Here is a 15,494-nt window from a genome sequence, read left to right as displayed (position 1 = left end):
AGGCTTGACCCGCAACGTAGATGATAAGCATTATCATCAACTCAAACCGGATCGGGCCCTACCGTGAGTCAATCGCGCTTTCATCACGTCTTCCTCGCCCAGCGCACGCCGCTGCTGCGCACCCTCGAGCGCATGGTCAGCAACCCCAGTACCGCCGAAGACCTGCTTCAGGAAACCTACCTGCGTGTCACCCGTGCACTGGCCGAGCGCACGGTCGAGCACCTCGAACCCTTTGTTTTCCAGACCGCCCGCAACCTGGCGCTGGACCATTTGCGTGCCCGGCGCATCCAGGCCCGGACCCTGCTCGATGACGTGCCGCTGGAAGTCGTCCAAAACGTCGTCGCCCCCCAAAGCAGTGCCGAGGACGCCGCCCATGCCCAGCAACTGCTCGAGCGCCTGAATGTCAGCCTGCAGGCCCTGAGCCCGCGACAACGACAGATCTTCATCCTCAGCCGCCTGCATGGCCACCGCTACCAGGAAATCGCCGAACGGCTGGATGTGTCCCTGAGTACGGTGCAAAAGGAACTGAAACTGATCATGGCGATCTGTGTGGGACAACTTCAGCTATAAGATTCAAGCTGTAAGTTGTGTGCAGACTTGTGCTTGCGACTTGAAACTTGAAGCTTGTAACTTGCCGCTGAACCGAGAAACGAGACCCCACCGTGACGGACAACTCCCCTTCTCCTGCGCCGACGCCGGAAACCGCCCATGCCATGGAGCAGGCGCTGGACTGGCTGATCCTGCTGGACAGCCCCAGCGAGGAGCAGACGCGGCAGTTCCAGGCCTGGCTGGCGGCCGATCCACGTCACGGTGAGGCCTTCGCCCGGGCCCAGGCGATCTGGAACGGCCCCCAGGTGATGGAGAGTGCCCGCCGACTGGAAACCGCGCCCAAGGTCACCGCGCTGTCGCGCCTGCGTGCCCACTGGAAACCCCTGACCACCGCCGCCGTGTTGTTTCTCGGCCTGTTCAACTTCAGCGACCTGCCCCTGCGCTTGCAGGCCGATCACCTGACCGTGGTCGGTGAGCGCCAGCGCCTGCAATTGGAAGACGGCTCCAAGGTCCTGCTCAACACCAACTCGGCGTTCTCCAGCACGTTCAACGAACATCGGTACGTGGCCCGCTTGTACAAGGGCGAGGCCTTCTTCGAGGTCCCGGGCAACCGCACCCTGCCGCTGGAAATCGACGCCGGCCCGGTCACCGCCAGCGTCAGCGACACCACGTTCGCCGTGCGTTACCTCGACGGCGTGGCCCAGGTCCAGGTCCAGCGTGGCGATGTGGATCTGCGGGCCAATCGCAACGACACCCATGTGCGGCTGTCGGCTGGGGAGAGCATCCGCATCGGCCCCAACGGCTTCGACCGCCCGGCCCGCCTCGATGCCAACACCGACCTGGCCTGGGTGCAGGGTCGGCTGGTGTTCGAGAACCGGCCGTTGAGCCAGGTACTGGCCGAGCTGCGCCGCTACTACCCCGGTTGGATCATCAACAGTAACGAACAGTTGGCCAATGTCGCGGTGACCGGCAATTACCGCCTCGATCAGCCGCTGGACGTGGTCCGCTCCCTGGCCCATATCACCTCGGCGCGGCTTCAGGAATTCCCGGCGCTGGTGATCTTGAACTAAATGAGAATTATTTTTACTCGATAGGCTCCGCTGGTTCGTCTCGTTATAGCCAATGCAATTGATTCGCATCCAGCGATGCGATCTGCACCTATAACAGATGCGACACGGAGCGCTATCGATGTCCTCTCGCCTTACTTGCCGGTTTCTTGCCCCCTCTTGCACGCTGTCACTGCTCACCGCCGCCATCCTGATGGCCGGCACCGCGCCGCTCGCCCTGGCTGCCACCACCGTGCAGCCCCCAGCCCGCAACATGGGCGACTACACCTTCGCCATCGCCCGGCAGCCACTGGTCTCGGCCTTGAATGCATTCACCGCGGTCACCGGCTGGCAAGTCGGCATGCCGGCGGAGCTGGCCGAAGGCGTCGCGTCGCCAGGGGTGAATGGCTCGCTGCCGCCTGAAAAAGCCCTGGAGCGCCTGTTGCTGGGGACCCACCTGGGCTACCGCAAGCTGGGCGACAACAGCATCGTGCTGGAAAGGCGCAGCAGCGGCAGCGCGATGGAACTGCAACAGGTGACCATCAGCGCCACCCGCCAGGAACAGGACATCACCAGCGTACCCAGCACGGTCACCGTCCATGACCGCCAGGAACTGGACCGTAACAACGTCAATACCCTCAAGGACCTGGTGCGCTATGAGCCGGGCGTGTCGGTGGGCGGTGCGGGCCAGCGCGGCGGCATCAGTGGCTACAACATTCGCGGCATCGACGGCAACCGGATCCTGACCCAGGTCGACGGCGTGGAAGTACCCGGCGGTTTCTTCAACGGCCCCTACGCCAAGACCCAGCGCAATTACGTCGACCCGGAAATCATCAAGCGCGTGGAAATCCTCCGCGGTCCGGCCTCGGTGCTGTACGGCAGCAATGCCATTGGCGGTGCCGTTAGCTACTTCACCCTCGATCCGGACGACATCATCAAGCCCGGCCAGGACGTTGGCGCCCGCCTGAAGACCGGCTACAGCTCCGCCGACGAGAGCTGGCTCAAGTCTGCCACCGTCGCCGGCCGCAGCGGCCCATTCGACGGCCTGCTGCACTACAGCCAGCGCGACGGTCACGAAACCGAATCCTACGGCAGCCACAACGGCACCGGCCTGGACCGCACCGCCGCCAACCCGGAAGACGTGCGCGCCAACAACGTGCTGGCCAAGTTAGGCTGGAACTACAGCGATGACGCACGCCTTGGCCTGGTCTACGAGAAATACAAGGACGACCGCGACAGCGACCTGAAAAGCGCCTACGGCGGCCCCTACGCCAACGGCCAGCCGGCGATCCCCGACTTTGTACTGCCCGGCGGCATGTACCAGTGGCGCACCGGCAACGACACCATCACCCGCGAGCGTTTCGGCCTGGAGCACAGCTTCGTCCTCGACAGCCTGCTGGCCGACCACGTCAAGTGGAGCCTGAACCACCAGGTCGCCAAGACCGACCAGAGCACCGCCGAGTTCTATTTCCCGATCACCCGCCAGGTATTGCGCACCCGGGATACCCTCTACGAAGAAAAGCAGTGGGTCTTAGATGCACAACTGGACAAGGCCTTCAGCCTCGCCGACACCGACCACGCGCTGACCTACGGCACCACGATCAAGCAACAGAAAGTCACCGGCTCGCGCAGCGGCAATGGCGTGTGCCTGGCGGTGGGTGTCGGTTGCTCTGCGGTGGGCGCCATCAGCACCCGGGACGCGCTGGCAAAAGCCAGTGACTTCCCCGATCCGACCATCAACAGCTACGCCCTGTTCGCCCAGGACCAGATCAGTTGGGACAAATGGACCTTCACGCCCGGCCTGCGCTACGACTACACCCAGCTCAAGCCGCACCTGACCGAGGAATTCCTCAACACCGTGGACCCTACCGGCGGCGGTGAAGTCAGCGACAAGAACAAGACCTGGCACCGCGTCTCGCCGAAATTCGGCGTGACCTATGCCCTGACCGACCAGTACACCTGGTACGGGCAGTACGCCGAGGGTTTCCGCACCCCGACCGCCAAGGCCTTGTACGGTCGTTTCGACAACCCCAACGCCGGCTATAGCGTGGAACCCAACCCCGACCTGGAACCGGAAAAAAGCAAAAGCTACGAGACCGGCCTGCGTGGGCGTTTCGACTCCGGCTCGTTCGATGTGGCGGTGTTCTACAACAAGTACCGCGATTTCATCAACGAAGACGCCGTCACCCCCGGCGCCAACCAGTTGACCTTCCAGAGCAACAATATCAAGCACGCCACCATCAAGGGCGCCGAGGTCAAGGGACGCCTTGAGCTGGATGTGCTGGGCGCGCCAAAGGGCCTGTACACCCAAGGTTCGGTGGCCTATGCCTACGGTCGCAACAACGACACCGGCGAGCCGCTCAACAGCGTCAACCCGCTGACCGGCGTGTTCGGCCTGGGCTACGACCAGGACCACTACGGCACCTTGCTCAGCTGGACCCTGGTCAAGAAAAAGGACCGCGTCGACGACAGCAACTTCAACTCGCCCGATGGCGTGAGCAGCCAGTTCAAGACACCAGGCTTCGGCATCCTCGACCTGACGGGTTTCTACAAGGTGACCCACGACGTGACCGTCAGCGGCGGCCTCTACAACCTCACCGACAAGAAATACTGGCTGTGGGATGACGTGCGCGGCTACGACAGCGTCGGCGAAGCGGCGGTGCTGAGCCCCGCCAACCTCGATCGCCTGACCGCGCCCGGGCGTAACTTCGCAGTGAACCTGATCTGGGATATCTGACCCAGACCCAAGGATTTCCCCTGTGGCGAGGGAGCTTGCTCCCGCTGGGCTGCGAAGCGGCCCCTGGATTTTGCGGTCGCTGCGCAACCGAGCGGGAGCAAGCTCCCTCGCCACAATGTGCTCACTCAAAGGATTTTTTTCATGAATACCCTGCGCCCCGTTTCACGTTCCCAACGCCTGAACCAGATCACCCACGAGCCTCACAGCAAGCTCGACGCCCTGGTCAAGGCCCATGCCCCATTCGAAACCCAGGCCAGCTTCGCCCGTTTCGTCGTCGCCCAGTACCTGTTCCAGTCGGAACTGGTGGCGCTGTACAACGACGCCAAGCTGTCCGCCCTGATTCCCGACCTGCCGGCCCGTTGCCGGGCCGAGGCAGCCAGGGCGGATCTCGCCGACCTGAACACCGAAGTCCCCGCGCCGGTGGCCGGTGCGGTGCACAATCCGACTCAGGCCGAAGCCCTGGGCTGGCTGTTCGTCTCCGAAGGGTCCAAGCTCGGCGCCGCATTCCTGATCAAGCGTGCCGTGGGCCTGGGGCTGAGCGAAACCTTCGGCGCCCGGCACCTGGCGGAACCTGCCGGCGGGCGCGCCGAAGGCTGGAAAACCTTCACCCGCACCCTCGACGGCCTGGCCTTCACCGAACAGCAGGAAGCCGAAGCGGATAAAGGCGCGCTGGATGCGTTCAACCGCTTTACCGTGCTACTGGAACAGGCTTATGCGGCCGAGCCGGCTTGATCTGTGGGAGCGAGCTTGCTCGCGATGGCGGACTTTCAGCCACCTTATTGGCCGCCTGATACACCGCTATCGCGAGCAAGCTCGCTCCCACAAGGTAAAGTGCATGTCGGATAGAAGTACATGAGCCGCACGCCCTCCAAACTCACCCAACTGCTCTTCGCCCTGCTCGCCTACACCAGCCTGGCCATCGGCCTGGTCGCCATCGTCGTGCCCGGCCTGCCGACCACCGAGTTCATCCTGCTGGCCGCCTGGGCCGCGACCCGCAGTTCGCCGCGCCTGAGCGCCTGGCTGGAGAGCCATCGGTTGTTCGGGCCGATGCTGCACAACTGGCGCAACGGCAAGGTCATCCCGCGCCGGGCCAAGGTGGCTGCCACCGTCAGCATGCTGCTGTGCGCCGGGCTGATGCTGGTGATGCTCGACCACGGCTGGCCGGTTTACCTGGCACTCGCGGGCATGGGCCTGGGCAATCTGTGGATCTGGTCGCGCCCGGAACAGGCACAGGGCACTTGTGGCGAGGGAGCTTGCTCCCGCTGGGGCGCGAAGCGGCCCCCAACGGATTTTTGATCTATGATCGCCCTCTCGTACTGGAGGGCTTTCGATGTCAGATCTGCTCACGTCCATGCAAACCGCACTCGGCTTGCCCACGACCCCAATCACCTTCAGCGGCGAAGGCGCCCTGCCCTCGGCCTTCGCCGTCACGGAGCTGGCCAGCGCCAGCATCGCCGTGGCGGGCCAGGCGGCGGTCGCACTCATTCACCAGCAAACCGGACGCCAGGCGCCCGTCGAGGTCGACCGGCGCCTGGCGTCGTTCTGGTTCTCCACCTCCCTGCGCCCCATCGGCTGGAGCGTGCCGCCGATGTGGGACCCGGTGGCCGGCGACTACGCCAGCGCCGACGGCTGGATTCGCCTGCACACCAACGCACCGCATCATCGCCTGGCCGCGGAAAAAGTCCTCGGCACCTGCACCGACCGCGCCGACATGGCGGCGAGGGTGGTCCGTTGGAACAAGGCCGAGCTGGAACAGGCCGTGGTCGACGCCGGCGGTTGCGCCGCCCAGATGCGTTCGTGGCAGGCCTGGCAGGCCCATCCCCAAGGCATGGCGGTGAATGCCGAACCGCTGGTGCAACTGGGTGAAACGACTGCCGAGCAGCGCAAGCCCTGGCTCGGCTCCGTGACCCAGCCACTGGCGGGCCTCAAGGTGTTGGACCTGACCCGCGTGCTGGCCGGTCCCGTCGCCAGCCGCTTCCTCGCGGGCCTGGGGGCCGACGTGCTGCGCATCGACCCGCCGACCTGGAACGAACCCGGCGCGGTCCCGGAAGTCACCCTGGGCAAACGCTGCGCCCGCCTCGACTTGCATCGGCCTGATGATCGCGCGGTGTTCGAGGCGCTGCTCAAGGACACCGACATCCTCCTGCATGGCTACCGTGCCGATGCCCTGGAGCACCTGGGCTATGGCGCCGAACAGCGTCGGCAACTGGTCCCGGACCTGATCGACGTCAGCCTCAACGCCTATGGCTGGAGCGGCCCGTGGCAGAACCGGCGTGGCTTCGACAGCCTGGTGCAGATGAGCAGCGGCATTGCCGAAGCTGGCATGGGTTGGAAACACACCGACAAACCGACACCGCTGCCGGTGCAGGCGCTGGACCACGGCACCGGCTATCTGCTGGCGGCCAGCGCCCTGGTGTTGTTAACCCGGCGCCTGGAGAGGGGTCACGGCGGCTCGGCTCGCTTGTCACTGGCGCGCACGGCGAAGCTGTTGATCGAGCGTGGCCCAGGGGACCCGACGCCATTGCGCGCCGAGGACGATAACGATCAGGGCCTGGTGGTCGAACAAACGCCATGGGGGCCAGCCCACCGCTTGCAGGTGCCGTTGAAAATCACCGGGACGCCCCTGCAATGGACCTTGCCGGCGGCAGAGCTGGGCGCCCATCGGCCGCAGTGGTGAAGAAGGCCTGTGGCGAGGGAGCTTGCTCCCGCTGGGGCGCGTAGCGGCCCTGTTTTTTTGGGGGCTGCTGAGCAGCCCAGCGGGAGCAAGCTCCCTCGCCACGGGAACCGCACGAGCCTTACAACACCAGCACGCCAACGTACAACCCATAAGCCGCCACCCCCGCCCCCGCCATCACACAGGCAAAGACGCCTTTCTCCACAGGGGTGAACAAGGGGAGGCGCTGCTCGCGCTTGGCCTGGGCAAACAGGATCACCCCCGGCGCGTACAACAACGCCGACAGCAGCAGGTATTTCACGCCACCGGCATACAGCAGCCACACCGCGTAACACAGCGCAACGCCGCCAATGCACAGGTCCTTCATGCGCCGGGCCGAGGCTTGCCCATAGGTTTCGCCTCGTGCGCAAAGCAACACCGCATAGGCTGCCGACCACAGGTACGGCACCAGGATCATCGATGAGGCGAGGTAGATCAGGCTGGTATAGGTGCCTGCGGAAAACAGGGTAATCAGCAAAAACAACTGGATCATGCCATTGGTCAGCCATAACGCGTTGACCGGCGCACGGTTGGCGTTTTCCTTGGTCAGGAACGCCGGCATCGTCTTGTCCCTGGCGGTGGCATAGAGAATTTCGGCGCATAACAGCGCCCATGACAACAGCGCACCCAACAACGACACCGCCAGGCCGAGGCTGATCAACAACGCGCCCCAAGGCCCGACGATATGTTCCAGCACGCCGGCCAGGGACGGGTTCTGCAGTTGCGCCAGGGCAGGCTGGCTCATGATCCCCAGGGACAACACGTTCACCAGCACCAGCAGCGCCAGGACCCCCAGGAAACCGATCACCGTCGCACGCCCGACATCCGCGCGTTTTTCCGCCCGCGCCGAATAGACACTGGCGCCTTCGATGCCAATGAACACGAACACCGTGACCAGCATCATATGGCGCACCTGGTCCATCACGCTGCCCAGGTCCGGGTTCATCTCGCCCCAGATGTCCCGGGTGAACACCTCGACTTTGAACGCCACCGCGGCAATGACAATGAACATCACCAGCGGCACCACTTTGGCGATGGTGGTCACCAGGTTGATGAACGCCGCCTCCTTGATGCCGCGCAATACCAGGAAATGCACCGCCCACAGCAGCAACGATGCACAGGCAATGGCCACTGGCGTGTTGCCCTCGCCGAACACCGGGAAAAAATACCCCAGGGTGCTGAACAGCAACACGAAGTAACCGACGTTGCCCATCCAGGCACTGATCCAGTAGCCCCACGCGGAAGAGAAGCCCATGTAGTCGCCGAAACCGGCCTTGGCATAGGCATAGACCCCCGAGTCCAGCTCGGGCTTGCGATTGGCCAGGGTCTGAAAGACAAAAGCGAGGGTCAGCATGCCGACGGCGGTGATCGCCCAACCGATCAGCACCGCTCCAACGTCCGCCCGGGCCGCCATGTTTTGTGGCAGGGAAAAGATCCCGCCACCGATCATCGATCCCACCACCAGCGCCACCAGCGCACCGAGTCGTAACTTTTCAATCGGCTGCGGCATCTTTCTCGCTCATTAAGTAAATAATGCGACATAACGTTCTTGAATAACGTCATGCGCGTAAAACCCAAGGGATTATTACCTCGAGTATTGTCCAGAACAGCAATAAGAAAGACCAAGACAGCCGATTATTTTTTGCCAGAAAAGCCACCTTCAAAATAGTTGCGATCCAGTGGAAATCAACTAGCTTGAATAGTCCTACGGGGACAGGTTCCGTCTCGCCTCGCCTTCCAGAGCCTATAGAATGGGGCTCCCGCCAATTTATGGACGTGAAGGAAAGCATTTAACTCCTTCATTAACAACGTAATGTTGTCATGTACTGATCCAGATCAGCTATTTAACTTTCAAATCGACTTAGTCTGTTGACTCTCTTCTCCTGCATTGGAGTCTCGTAAATGTCTGATACCCCCGGAAAACTTCGATTGGGTGCGCTAGTTGCACTGGTTGTCGGCTCCATGATCGGCGGCGGGATCTTTTCCCTGCCACAAAACATGGCCGCCAGCGCCGACGTCGGTGCGGTGCTGATTGGCTGGGCGATTACCGCTATCGGCATGCTGACCCTGGCGTTCGTGTTCCAGACCCTGGCCAATCGCAAGCCCGACCTGGATGGCGGCGTGTATGTCTACGCCAAGGCCGGGTTCGGCGACTACATGGGTTTCTCGTCGGCCTGGGGCTACTGGATCAGCGCCTGGCTGGGCAACGTCGGCTACTTCGTACTGCTGTTCAGTACCCTGGGCTACTTCTTCCCGATTTTCGGTGAAGGCAACACCGTTGCCGCGGTGATCGGCGCCTCGGTATTGCTGTGGGCGGTGCATTTCCTGGTGCTGCGCGGCATCAAGGAGGCGGCGTTCATCAACCTGGTGACCACCATTGCCAAGGTCGTGCCGTTGCTACTGTTCGTGTTGATCGCAGTGTTCGCCTTCAGACTCGACATCTTCACCGCCGACATCTGGGGCGTGAAAAACCCGGACCTGGGCAGCGTGATGAACCAGGTGCGCAACATGATGCTGGTCACCGTGTGGGTGTTCATCGGCATCGAGGGCGCCAGTATCTTCTCGGCACGGGCCGAGAAACGCTCCGACGTCGGCAAGGCCACAGTCATCGGTTTCATCACCGTGCTGCTGTTCCTGGTGCTGGTCAACGTGCTGTCGCTGGGCATCATGACCCAACCTGAACTGGCCAAGCTGCAGAACCCGTCGATGGCCGCCGTGCTGGAACACGTGGTGGGCCATTGGGGCGCGGTGCTGATCAGCGTCGGCTTGATCATCTCGCTGCTCGGCGCCCTGCTGTCCTGGGTGCTGCTGTGCGCCGAGATCATGTTCGCCGCCGCCAAAGACCACACCATGCCCGAGTTCCTGCGCCGGGAGAACGCCAATCACGTACCAGCCAATGCCCTGTGGCTGACCAACGCGATGGTTCAGCTGTTTTTGGTCATCACCCTGTTCTCGGCCAGCACTTACCTGTCACTGATCTACCTCGCCACCTCGATGATCCTGGTGCCGTACCTGTGGTCGGCGGCCTACGCCGTGCTGCTGGCGGTGCGCGGCGAGACCTACGAAGGCTTCGCGGTCGAGCGGCGCAAGGACCTGGTCATCGGCGCCATCGCCCTGATCTACGCGGTGTGGCTGCTGTATGCCGGCGGGATCAAGTACCTGCTGCTCTCCGCCCTGCTCTATGCCCCCGGCGCGATTCTGTTCGCCAAGGCCAAGCGCGAGTTGGGCAAACCGGTTTTCACCTCTATCGAGAAGCTGATTTTCGCCGCAGTGATCGCAGGCGCCCTGGTGGCGGCCTATGGGCTCTACGACGGCTTCCTGACCTTGTAGTTGGCTGATTGTTTAACTGGAGGATTTGTAATGACCACGGAAAAAGTGAAGTACGGCGTTCACTCCGAAGCCGGTAAATTACGTAAAGTCATGGTGTGCTCCCCAGGCCTGGCCCATCAACGCTTGACCCCGAACAACTGCGATGAGCTGCTGTTCGACGACGTGATCTGGGTCAACCAGGCCAAGCGCGATCATTTCGACTTCGTCACCAAGATGCGCGAGCGTGGCATCGACGTGCTCGAGATGCACAATCTGTTGACCGACATCGTCGCCATCCCCGAAGCCCTGGACTGGATCCTGCAGCGCAAGATCACCGCCAACTCGGTGGGCCTGGGCCTGGTGAACGAAGTCGGTTCCTGGCTGCGCAGCCTGGAGCCGCGCCATATCGCCGAGTTCCTGATTGGCGGCGTCTCGGCCGACGACCTGCCGGACAGCTTCGGTGGCAAGACCATCCAGATGTTCCGCGACTTCCTCGGGCATTCCAGCTTCATCCTGCCGCCGCTGCCCAATACCCAGTTCACCCGCGACACCACGTGCTGGATCTACGGCGGCGTGACCCTGAACCCGATGTACTGGCCGGCGCGGCGCCAGGAAACCCTGCTCGCCAGCGCCATCTATAAATTCCACCCCGAGTTTACCCAGGCTGACTTTCAGATCTGGTACGGCGACCCGGACCAGGAGCATGGCAACGCCACCCTCGAGGGCGGCGACGTGATGCCCATCGGCAACGGCGTGGTGCTGATCGGCATGGGTGAGCGCTCGTCCCGTCAGGCCATCGGCCAACTGGCGCTGAACCTGTTCAAGCACAAGGCCGTGGAGCGGGTGATCGTCGCCGGCTTGCCGAGATCCCGCGCCGCCATGCACCTGGACACCGTCTTCAGCTTCTGCGACCGCGACCTGGTCACGGTTTTCCCGGAAGTGGTGGGCCAGATCGTTGCTTTCTCCTTGCGTCCAGACGAGAGCAAGCCCGGCGGCATCGACGTACGCCGCGAGGAAGGCAGCTTCCTCGACACCGTGGCCGCGGCCCTCAAGCTGCCAGCGCTGCGGGTGGTGGAGACCGGCGGCAACAGCTTCGCCGCCGAACGCGAGCAATGGGACGACGGCAACAACGTGGTGGCCATGGAACCGGGCGTGGTGATTGGCTACGACCGCAACACCTACACCAACACGCTGCTGCGCAAGGCCGGGGTGGAAGTCATCACCATCAGCGCCAGCGAGCTGGGCCGCGGCCGCGGCGGTGGCCACTGCATGACCTGCCCGATCATCCGCGACCCGATCGACTACTGACCTTTGAGCCTGGGCCGGTATCGAGCCGATATCCGCCCAGGGGATAACCGAAACCCAAGGAGATCCATATCATGGCTTTCAACATGCGCAACCGCAGCCTGCTGAGCTTGATGCACCACACCCACCGCGAGCTGCACTACCTGCTGGACCTGTCCCGCGACCTCAAGCGTGCCAAGTACACCGGCACCGAACAACCGCACCTCAAGGGCAAGAACATCGCGCTGATCTTCGAGAAGACCTCGACCCGCACCCGCTGCGCCTTCGAGGTCGCGGCCCACGACCAGGGCGCCCACGTCACCTACATCGACCCGGTGTCGTCGCAGATCGGCCACAAGGAAAGCATGAAAGACACCGCCCGGGTCCTGGGGCGGATGTTCGACGCCATCGAGTACCGGGGCTTCGAACAGGAGATCGTCGAGGAGCTGGCCAAGTTCGCCGGAGTGCCGGTGTTCAACGGCCTGACCGCCGAATTCCACCCCACCCAGATGATCGCCGACACCCTGACCATGCGCGAGCACAGCGACAAGCCGTTGCATGACATCAGCTACGCGTACCTGGGCGATGCCCGCTACAACATGGGCAATTCGCTGCTGATGATCGGCGCCAAACTGGGCATGGACGTGCGCATCGGCGCGCCGAAAGCCCTGTGGCCGCATCAGGATTTCATCGACCAGTGCCAGGCCTTCGCCGCCGAAAGTGGCGGGCGCATCACCATCACCGAAGATCCGAAAGAAGCGGTCAAGGGCGTGGACTTCATCCACACCGATATCTGGGTGTCCATGGGCGAACCGGTGGAAGCCTGGGACGAACGCATCGAGCAATTGCTGCCCTACCAGGTCAACGCGCAAATGATGAAAGCTTCGGGCAACCCGCGGGTGAAATTCATGCATTGCCTGCCGGCGTTCCACAACAGTGAAACCAAGGTCGGCAAGGACATCGCCGCCCGCTATCCGAACCTGGCCAACGGCGTGGAAGTGACCGAAGAGGTGTTCGAGTCCCCGGCCAACATCGCGTTCGAGCAGGCGGAGAATCGCATGCACACCATCAAGGCGATCCTGGTGTCGGCGTTGGCGGATATCTGAAACCAACACAGTTCCCTTGTGGGACCGCGTTGTTCGTCCATTTTTTTGAAGGACAGCATCATGCGCATCGTCGTTGCCCTGGGCGGTAACGCCCTCCTGCGTCGGGGTGAACCCCTGACCGCTGCCAATCAACGCAGCAACATCCGCACCGCGACCGGACAGATCGCCAAGATCCACCCCGGCAACCAACTGGTCATCGCCCACGGCAACGGCCCGCAGGTCGGCCTGCTGTCGTTGCAGGCGGCGGCCTACACCGCGGTCACGCCATATCCACTGGACGTGCTCGGCGCCGAAACCGAAGGCATGATCGGCTACATCATCGAACAGGAACTGGGCAATCTGCTGGACTTCGAAGTCCCCTTCGCCACGCTGCTGACCCAGGTCGAAGTGGATGGCAACGACCCGGCCTTCCAGAACCCCACCAAGCCCATCGGCCCGGTCTACAGCCAGCAAGAGGCGCAGAAGCTGGCGGCTGAAAAAGGCTGGACCATCGCCCCGGACGGCGACAAGTTCCGCCGGGTGGTGGCCAGCCCACGGCCCAAGCGCATCTTTGAGATCCGTCCGATCAAGTGGCTGCTGGAAAAAGGCAGCATCGTGATCTGCGCCGGCGGTGGCGGCATTCCGACGATGTACGACGCCGACGGCAAGCTGCAGGGCGTGGAAGCGGTGATCGACAAGGATCTGTGCTCGGCGCTGCTGGCCGAACAGCTGGAAAGCGATCTGCTGGTGATCGCCACCGACGTCAACGCCGCGTTCGTCGACTTCGGCAAGCCGACCCAGAAAGCCATCGTCCAGGCCCACCCCGACGAAATGGAAAAGCTCGGCTTCGCCGCCGGCTCCATGGGGCCGAAGGTGCAAGCAGCCTGCGAGTTCGCGCGCAACACGGGCAAGGTCGCGGTGATCGGGTCGCTGTCGGACATCGATGCTATCGTCCAGGGTCAGGCCGGCACCCGCATCAGCACGTCGACACCTGGCATCGCTTATCGATGACAGGAAACTTGCGGGGCGGATCCGGGGTCTGCCCTACACCCACGCCCTCGAGGAGAGTCGTTTATGGCCATGTTCGAACCCGGTCACCTGCACATGGAACGCCACGCGCTGAACAAGGATGACTTCAGCTACAACCTGTGCATCGACTACGAGGTTGCGCAGGACCCCAAGGAAGGCACCGGCATGTCGTTCCGGGTGCATGGCACGGTGGAGGAAAAGTCCCTGGACGAGACCTTCTTCCTGGCCAAGGACCAGGCCTTCGACTTCGCCCGCCACGCCACGCGCATCGCCCAGAAATACGGCCTACCCAAGACCGCCAGCATCGGCTCGATGCACGAGTACTACGACAAAATGTTCGAAGACGTGCGCCAGCAACTGGACGTCAAGCCGGGCGATCCGATGAAGCCGGAACACCTGGCATAACCCGGCTAAAAGATCACCCCAATCCCCTGTGGGAGCGAGCTTGCTCGCGATAGCGGTAGCTCAGTCGAAACACATAGTGACTGGCCCACCCTCATCGCGAGCAAGCTCGCTCCCACAAGGGTTATCAATGTTCTGAATAGTGGGTTAAACACCCTCACCGCCTGACTGGCAACCTGCCACGGCTGACCTATGCTGAAAGTAGTACCCCCGGGTATTCGTTCAGAGGTCACCGCCATGAACATCAAAACAAGAAGACGCCTCGCTATTTTCGTCACCTGCGCCGCCACGCTTGCGCTGTATGGCACTGCGGCCTACCGGGTCGAGCAGGCCAGGCAACTGCCCCGTGAATACGCCAGCTGCAACTTCGAACGCTGCATCCCCCACAGCGCAACCCTGAACGCCCTGCGCTGAGGCGTGGTCAGTCGTCCTGCTGATCGGTCTTGAGCCGGTCCCGGAACGCCTTGGGCGAGATGCCGACGCGCCGGCGGAACAGCCGGGTGAAGTTGGTCGGGTCGGAAAACCCGAGCAGTTCGGAGATCTCGTAGATGGTCATGCCGGTGTAGGTCAGCAGGCGCTTGGCTTCCAACAACTGGCGCTCATGCATGATCTGCAACGCCGGTTGCCCCGCCAGTTCCCGACAGGTGCCGTTGAGGTGCGACACGGAAATGCCCAGGCGGTGGGCCAGGTCTTCGACCTTGACGTGCTCGCGATAGGTTTCTTCCACCAACTGAATGAACCCGTTGAGGTATTCCCGGGCCCGTTGCGGGCGCTGGGCCTGGGTGTGTCGCTGCATCACCTGGCGGCTGACCCAGACCATGATCACGCTGACCAGCGCATGCATCAGCATTTCCCGAGCTGGCTGGTGCCCCATGTATTCATTCTGCAGGGCGCTGAACAGGCTGTTGAGATACTCGGCATTCTCGAGGGCGGGGTAGCTTTCGGCCTGGGCCAGCACATTGACCGAATGCCCCAGTTGCGCTTGCAGGTGCGTGACCAGCGGCGCCGCCAGGGTCACCACGTAACCTTCCACATCCTCGGAAAAACGAAAGCCATGGACCGACAGCGGCGGCAGGATCTGCACGGCCGGCTCGGTGAGCTGCGTGCGCCGGCCTTCGATTTCCAGTTCCGCCTGGCCCTTGAAGACAAACAGCAACTGGCACAGATCGGCGTGCCGATGGGGTTTGATTTCCCAGTGATGCTCGCGGCTGCGCTTGGAGATGGTTTCGCAGTGCAGCAGGTCCGGGGTCGGCCATTCCTGGCTCTCACCGTAGAGCTTGAACACCGGGATCGAAGGCAGATCAGGTTTTTTCATAACGTGGATCCGGGCCTGGGGTTGC

Annotated in this window: 14 protein-coding genes; 12 read left to right on the top strand and 2 right to left on the bottom strand. The window is 62.8% G+C overall.

The window, feature by feature from the left end; translation table 11 throughout:
• Positions 1 to 63: 63 nt before the first annotated feature.
• The 6 genes from BM321_RS18280 (at position 64) to BM321_RS18255 (ending at position 7,009) form a co-directional block, all read left to right on the top strand.
• Positions 64 to 570 (top strand): RNA polymerase sigma factor, encoded by a 507-nt coding sequence (locus BM321_RS18280; RefSeq protein ID WP_092443820.1) that lies wholly within the window; start codon positions 64 to 66, stop codon positions 568 to 570.
• A gap of 143 nt (positions 571 to 713) precedes the next feature.
• Positions 714 to 1,619 (top strand): FecR family protein, encoded by a 906-nt coding sequence (locus tag BM321_RS18275; protein ID WP_092443818.1) that lies wholly within the window; start codon positions 714 to 716, stop codon positions 1,617 to 1,619.
• Between the two features lie 118 nt (positions 1,620 to 1,737).
• A complete protein-coding gene (locus tag BM321_RS18270; RefSeq protein ID WP_092443816.1) occupies positions 1,738 to 4,332 on the top strand; it encodes a TonB-dependent receptor in 2,595 nt (864 codons plus the stop codon).
• Between the two features lie 141 nt (positions 4,333 to 4,473).
• Positions 4,474 to 5,064, top strand: a complete 591-nt coding sequence (locus tag BM321_RS18265) for a biliverdin-producing heme oxygenase (RefSeq protein WP_092443814.1) — start codon at positions 4,474 to 4,476, stop codon at positions 5,062 to 5,064.
• Positions 5,065 to 5,184: 120 nt separating this feature from the next.
• Positions 5,185 to 5,628: a YbaN family protein gene (locus BM321_RS18260; RefSeq protein ID WP_092443812.1), complete on the top strand. Its 444-nt coding sequence runs from the start codon at positions 5,185 to 5,187 to the stop codon at positions 5,626 to 5,628.
• Positions 5,629 to 5,662: 34 nt separating this feature from the next.
• On the top strand, positions 5,663 to 7,009 hold the full coding sequence (locus BM321_RS18255; protein WP_092443810.1) for a CoA transferase: 1,347 nt from the start codon (positions 5,663 to 5,665) through the stop codon (positions 7,007 to 7,009).
• A 118-nt stretch (positions 7,010 to 7,127) separates the two neighbouring features.
• Here the strand turns inward: BM321_RS18255 and arcD (BM321_RS18245) are convergent, their stop codons facing one another.
• Positions 7,128 to 8,555 carry an arginine-ornithine antiporter gene (gene arcD, locus BM321_RS18245; protein WP_092443806.1) on the bottom strand — a complete coding sequence of 476 codons (1,428 nt, stop codon included), beginning with the start codon at positions 8,553 to 8,555 and terminating at the stop codon, positions 7,128 to 7,130.
• A gap of 392 nt (positions 8,556 to 8,947) precedes the next feature.
• Here arcD (BM321_RS18245) and arcD (BM321_RS18240) point away from each other — a divergent pair, with 392 nt between their 5' ends.
• The 6 genes from arcD (BM321_RS18240) to BM321_RS30565 all read left to right on the top strand — a co-directional run bounded on the left by arcD (BM321_RS18240) (position 8,948) and on the right by BM321_RS30565 (position 14,568).
• Positions 8,948 to 10,375 carry an arginine-ornithine antiporter gene (gene arcD / locus BM321_RS18240; protein ID WP_092443804.1) on the top strand — a complete coding sequence of 476 codons (1,428 nt, stop codon included), beginning with the start codon at positions 8,948 to 8,950 and terminating at the stop codon, positions 10,373 to 10,375.
• 30 nt (positions 10,376 to 10,405) lie between these two features.
• Positions 10,406 to 11,662 carry an arginine deiminase gene (arcA, locus tag BM321_RS18235; protein ID WP_092443802.1) on the top strand — a complete coding sequence of 419 codons (1,257 nt, stop codon included), beginning with the start codon at positions 10,406 to 10,408 and terminating at the stop codon, positions 11,660 to 11,662.
• A gap of 71 nt (positions 11,663 to 11,733) precedes the next feature.
• Positions 11,734 to 12,744, top strand: a complete 1,011-nt coding sequence (locus BM321_RS18230; RefSeq protein ID WP_092443800.1) for an ornithine carbamoyltransferase — start codon at positions 11,734 to 11,736, stop codon at positions 12,742 to 12,744.
• A 60-nt stretch (positions 12,745 to 12,804) separates the two neighbouring features.
• Complete coding sequence (gene arcC / locus BM321_RS18225) at positions 12,805 to 13,734, top strand: carbamate kinase (protein ID WP_092443798.1); 930 nt, start codon at positions 12,805 to 12,807, stop codon at positions 13,732 to 13,734.
• 63 nt (positions 13,735 to 13,797) lie between these two features.
• Entirely contained in the window at positions 13,798 to 14,157 is a 360-nt protein-coding gene (locus BM321_RS18220; protein WP_092443796.1) for a DUF5064 family protein, read from the top strand.
• Between the two features lie 234 nt (positions 14,158 to 14,391).
• Positions 14,392 to 14,568, top strand: a complete 177-nt coding sequence (locus BM321_RS30565) for a hypothetical protein (RefSeq protein ID WP_162843733.1) — start codon at positions 14,392 to 14,394, stop codon at positions 14,566 to 14,568.
• A 7-nt stretch (positions 14,569 to 14,575) separates the two neighbouring features.
• Here BM321_RS30565 and BM321_RS18215 read toward each other — a convergent pair whose 3' ends face one another.
• Positions 14,576 to 15,469: a helix-turn-helix domain-containing protein gene (locus BM321_RS18215; protein WP_092203951.1), complete on the bottom strand. Its 894-nt coding sequence runs from the start codon at positions 15,467 to 15,469 to the stop codon at positions 14,576 to 14,578.
• Positions 15,470 to 15,494: the final 25 nt, after the last annotated feature.

Origin of the sequence: Pseudomonas sp. NFIX10 (assembly GCF_900111955.1) — a bacterium.
GTDB lineage: Bacteria > Pseudomonadota > Gammaproteobacteria > Pseudomonadales > Pseudomonadaceae > Aquipseudomonas > Aquipseudomonas fluorescens_AA.
The sequence above is the reverse complement of the archived record's forward strand: the minus strand, read 5'-3'. Positions and strand labels throughout refer to the sequence as shown.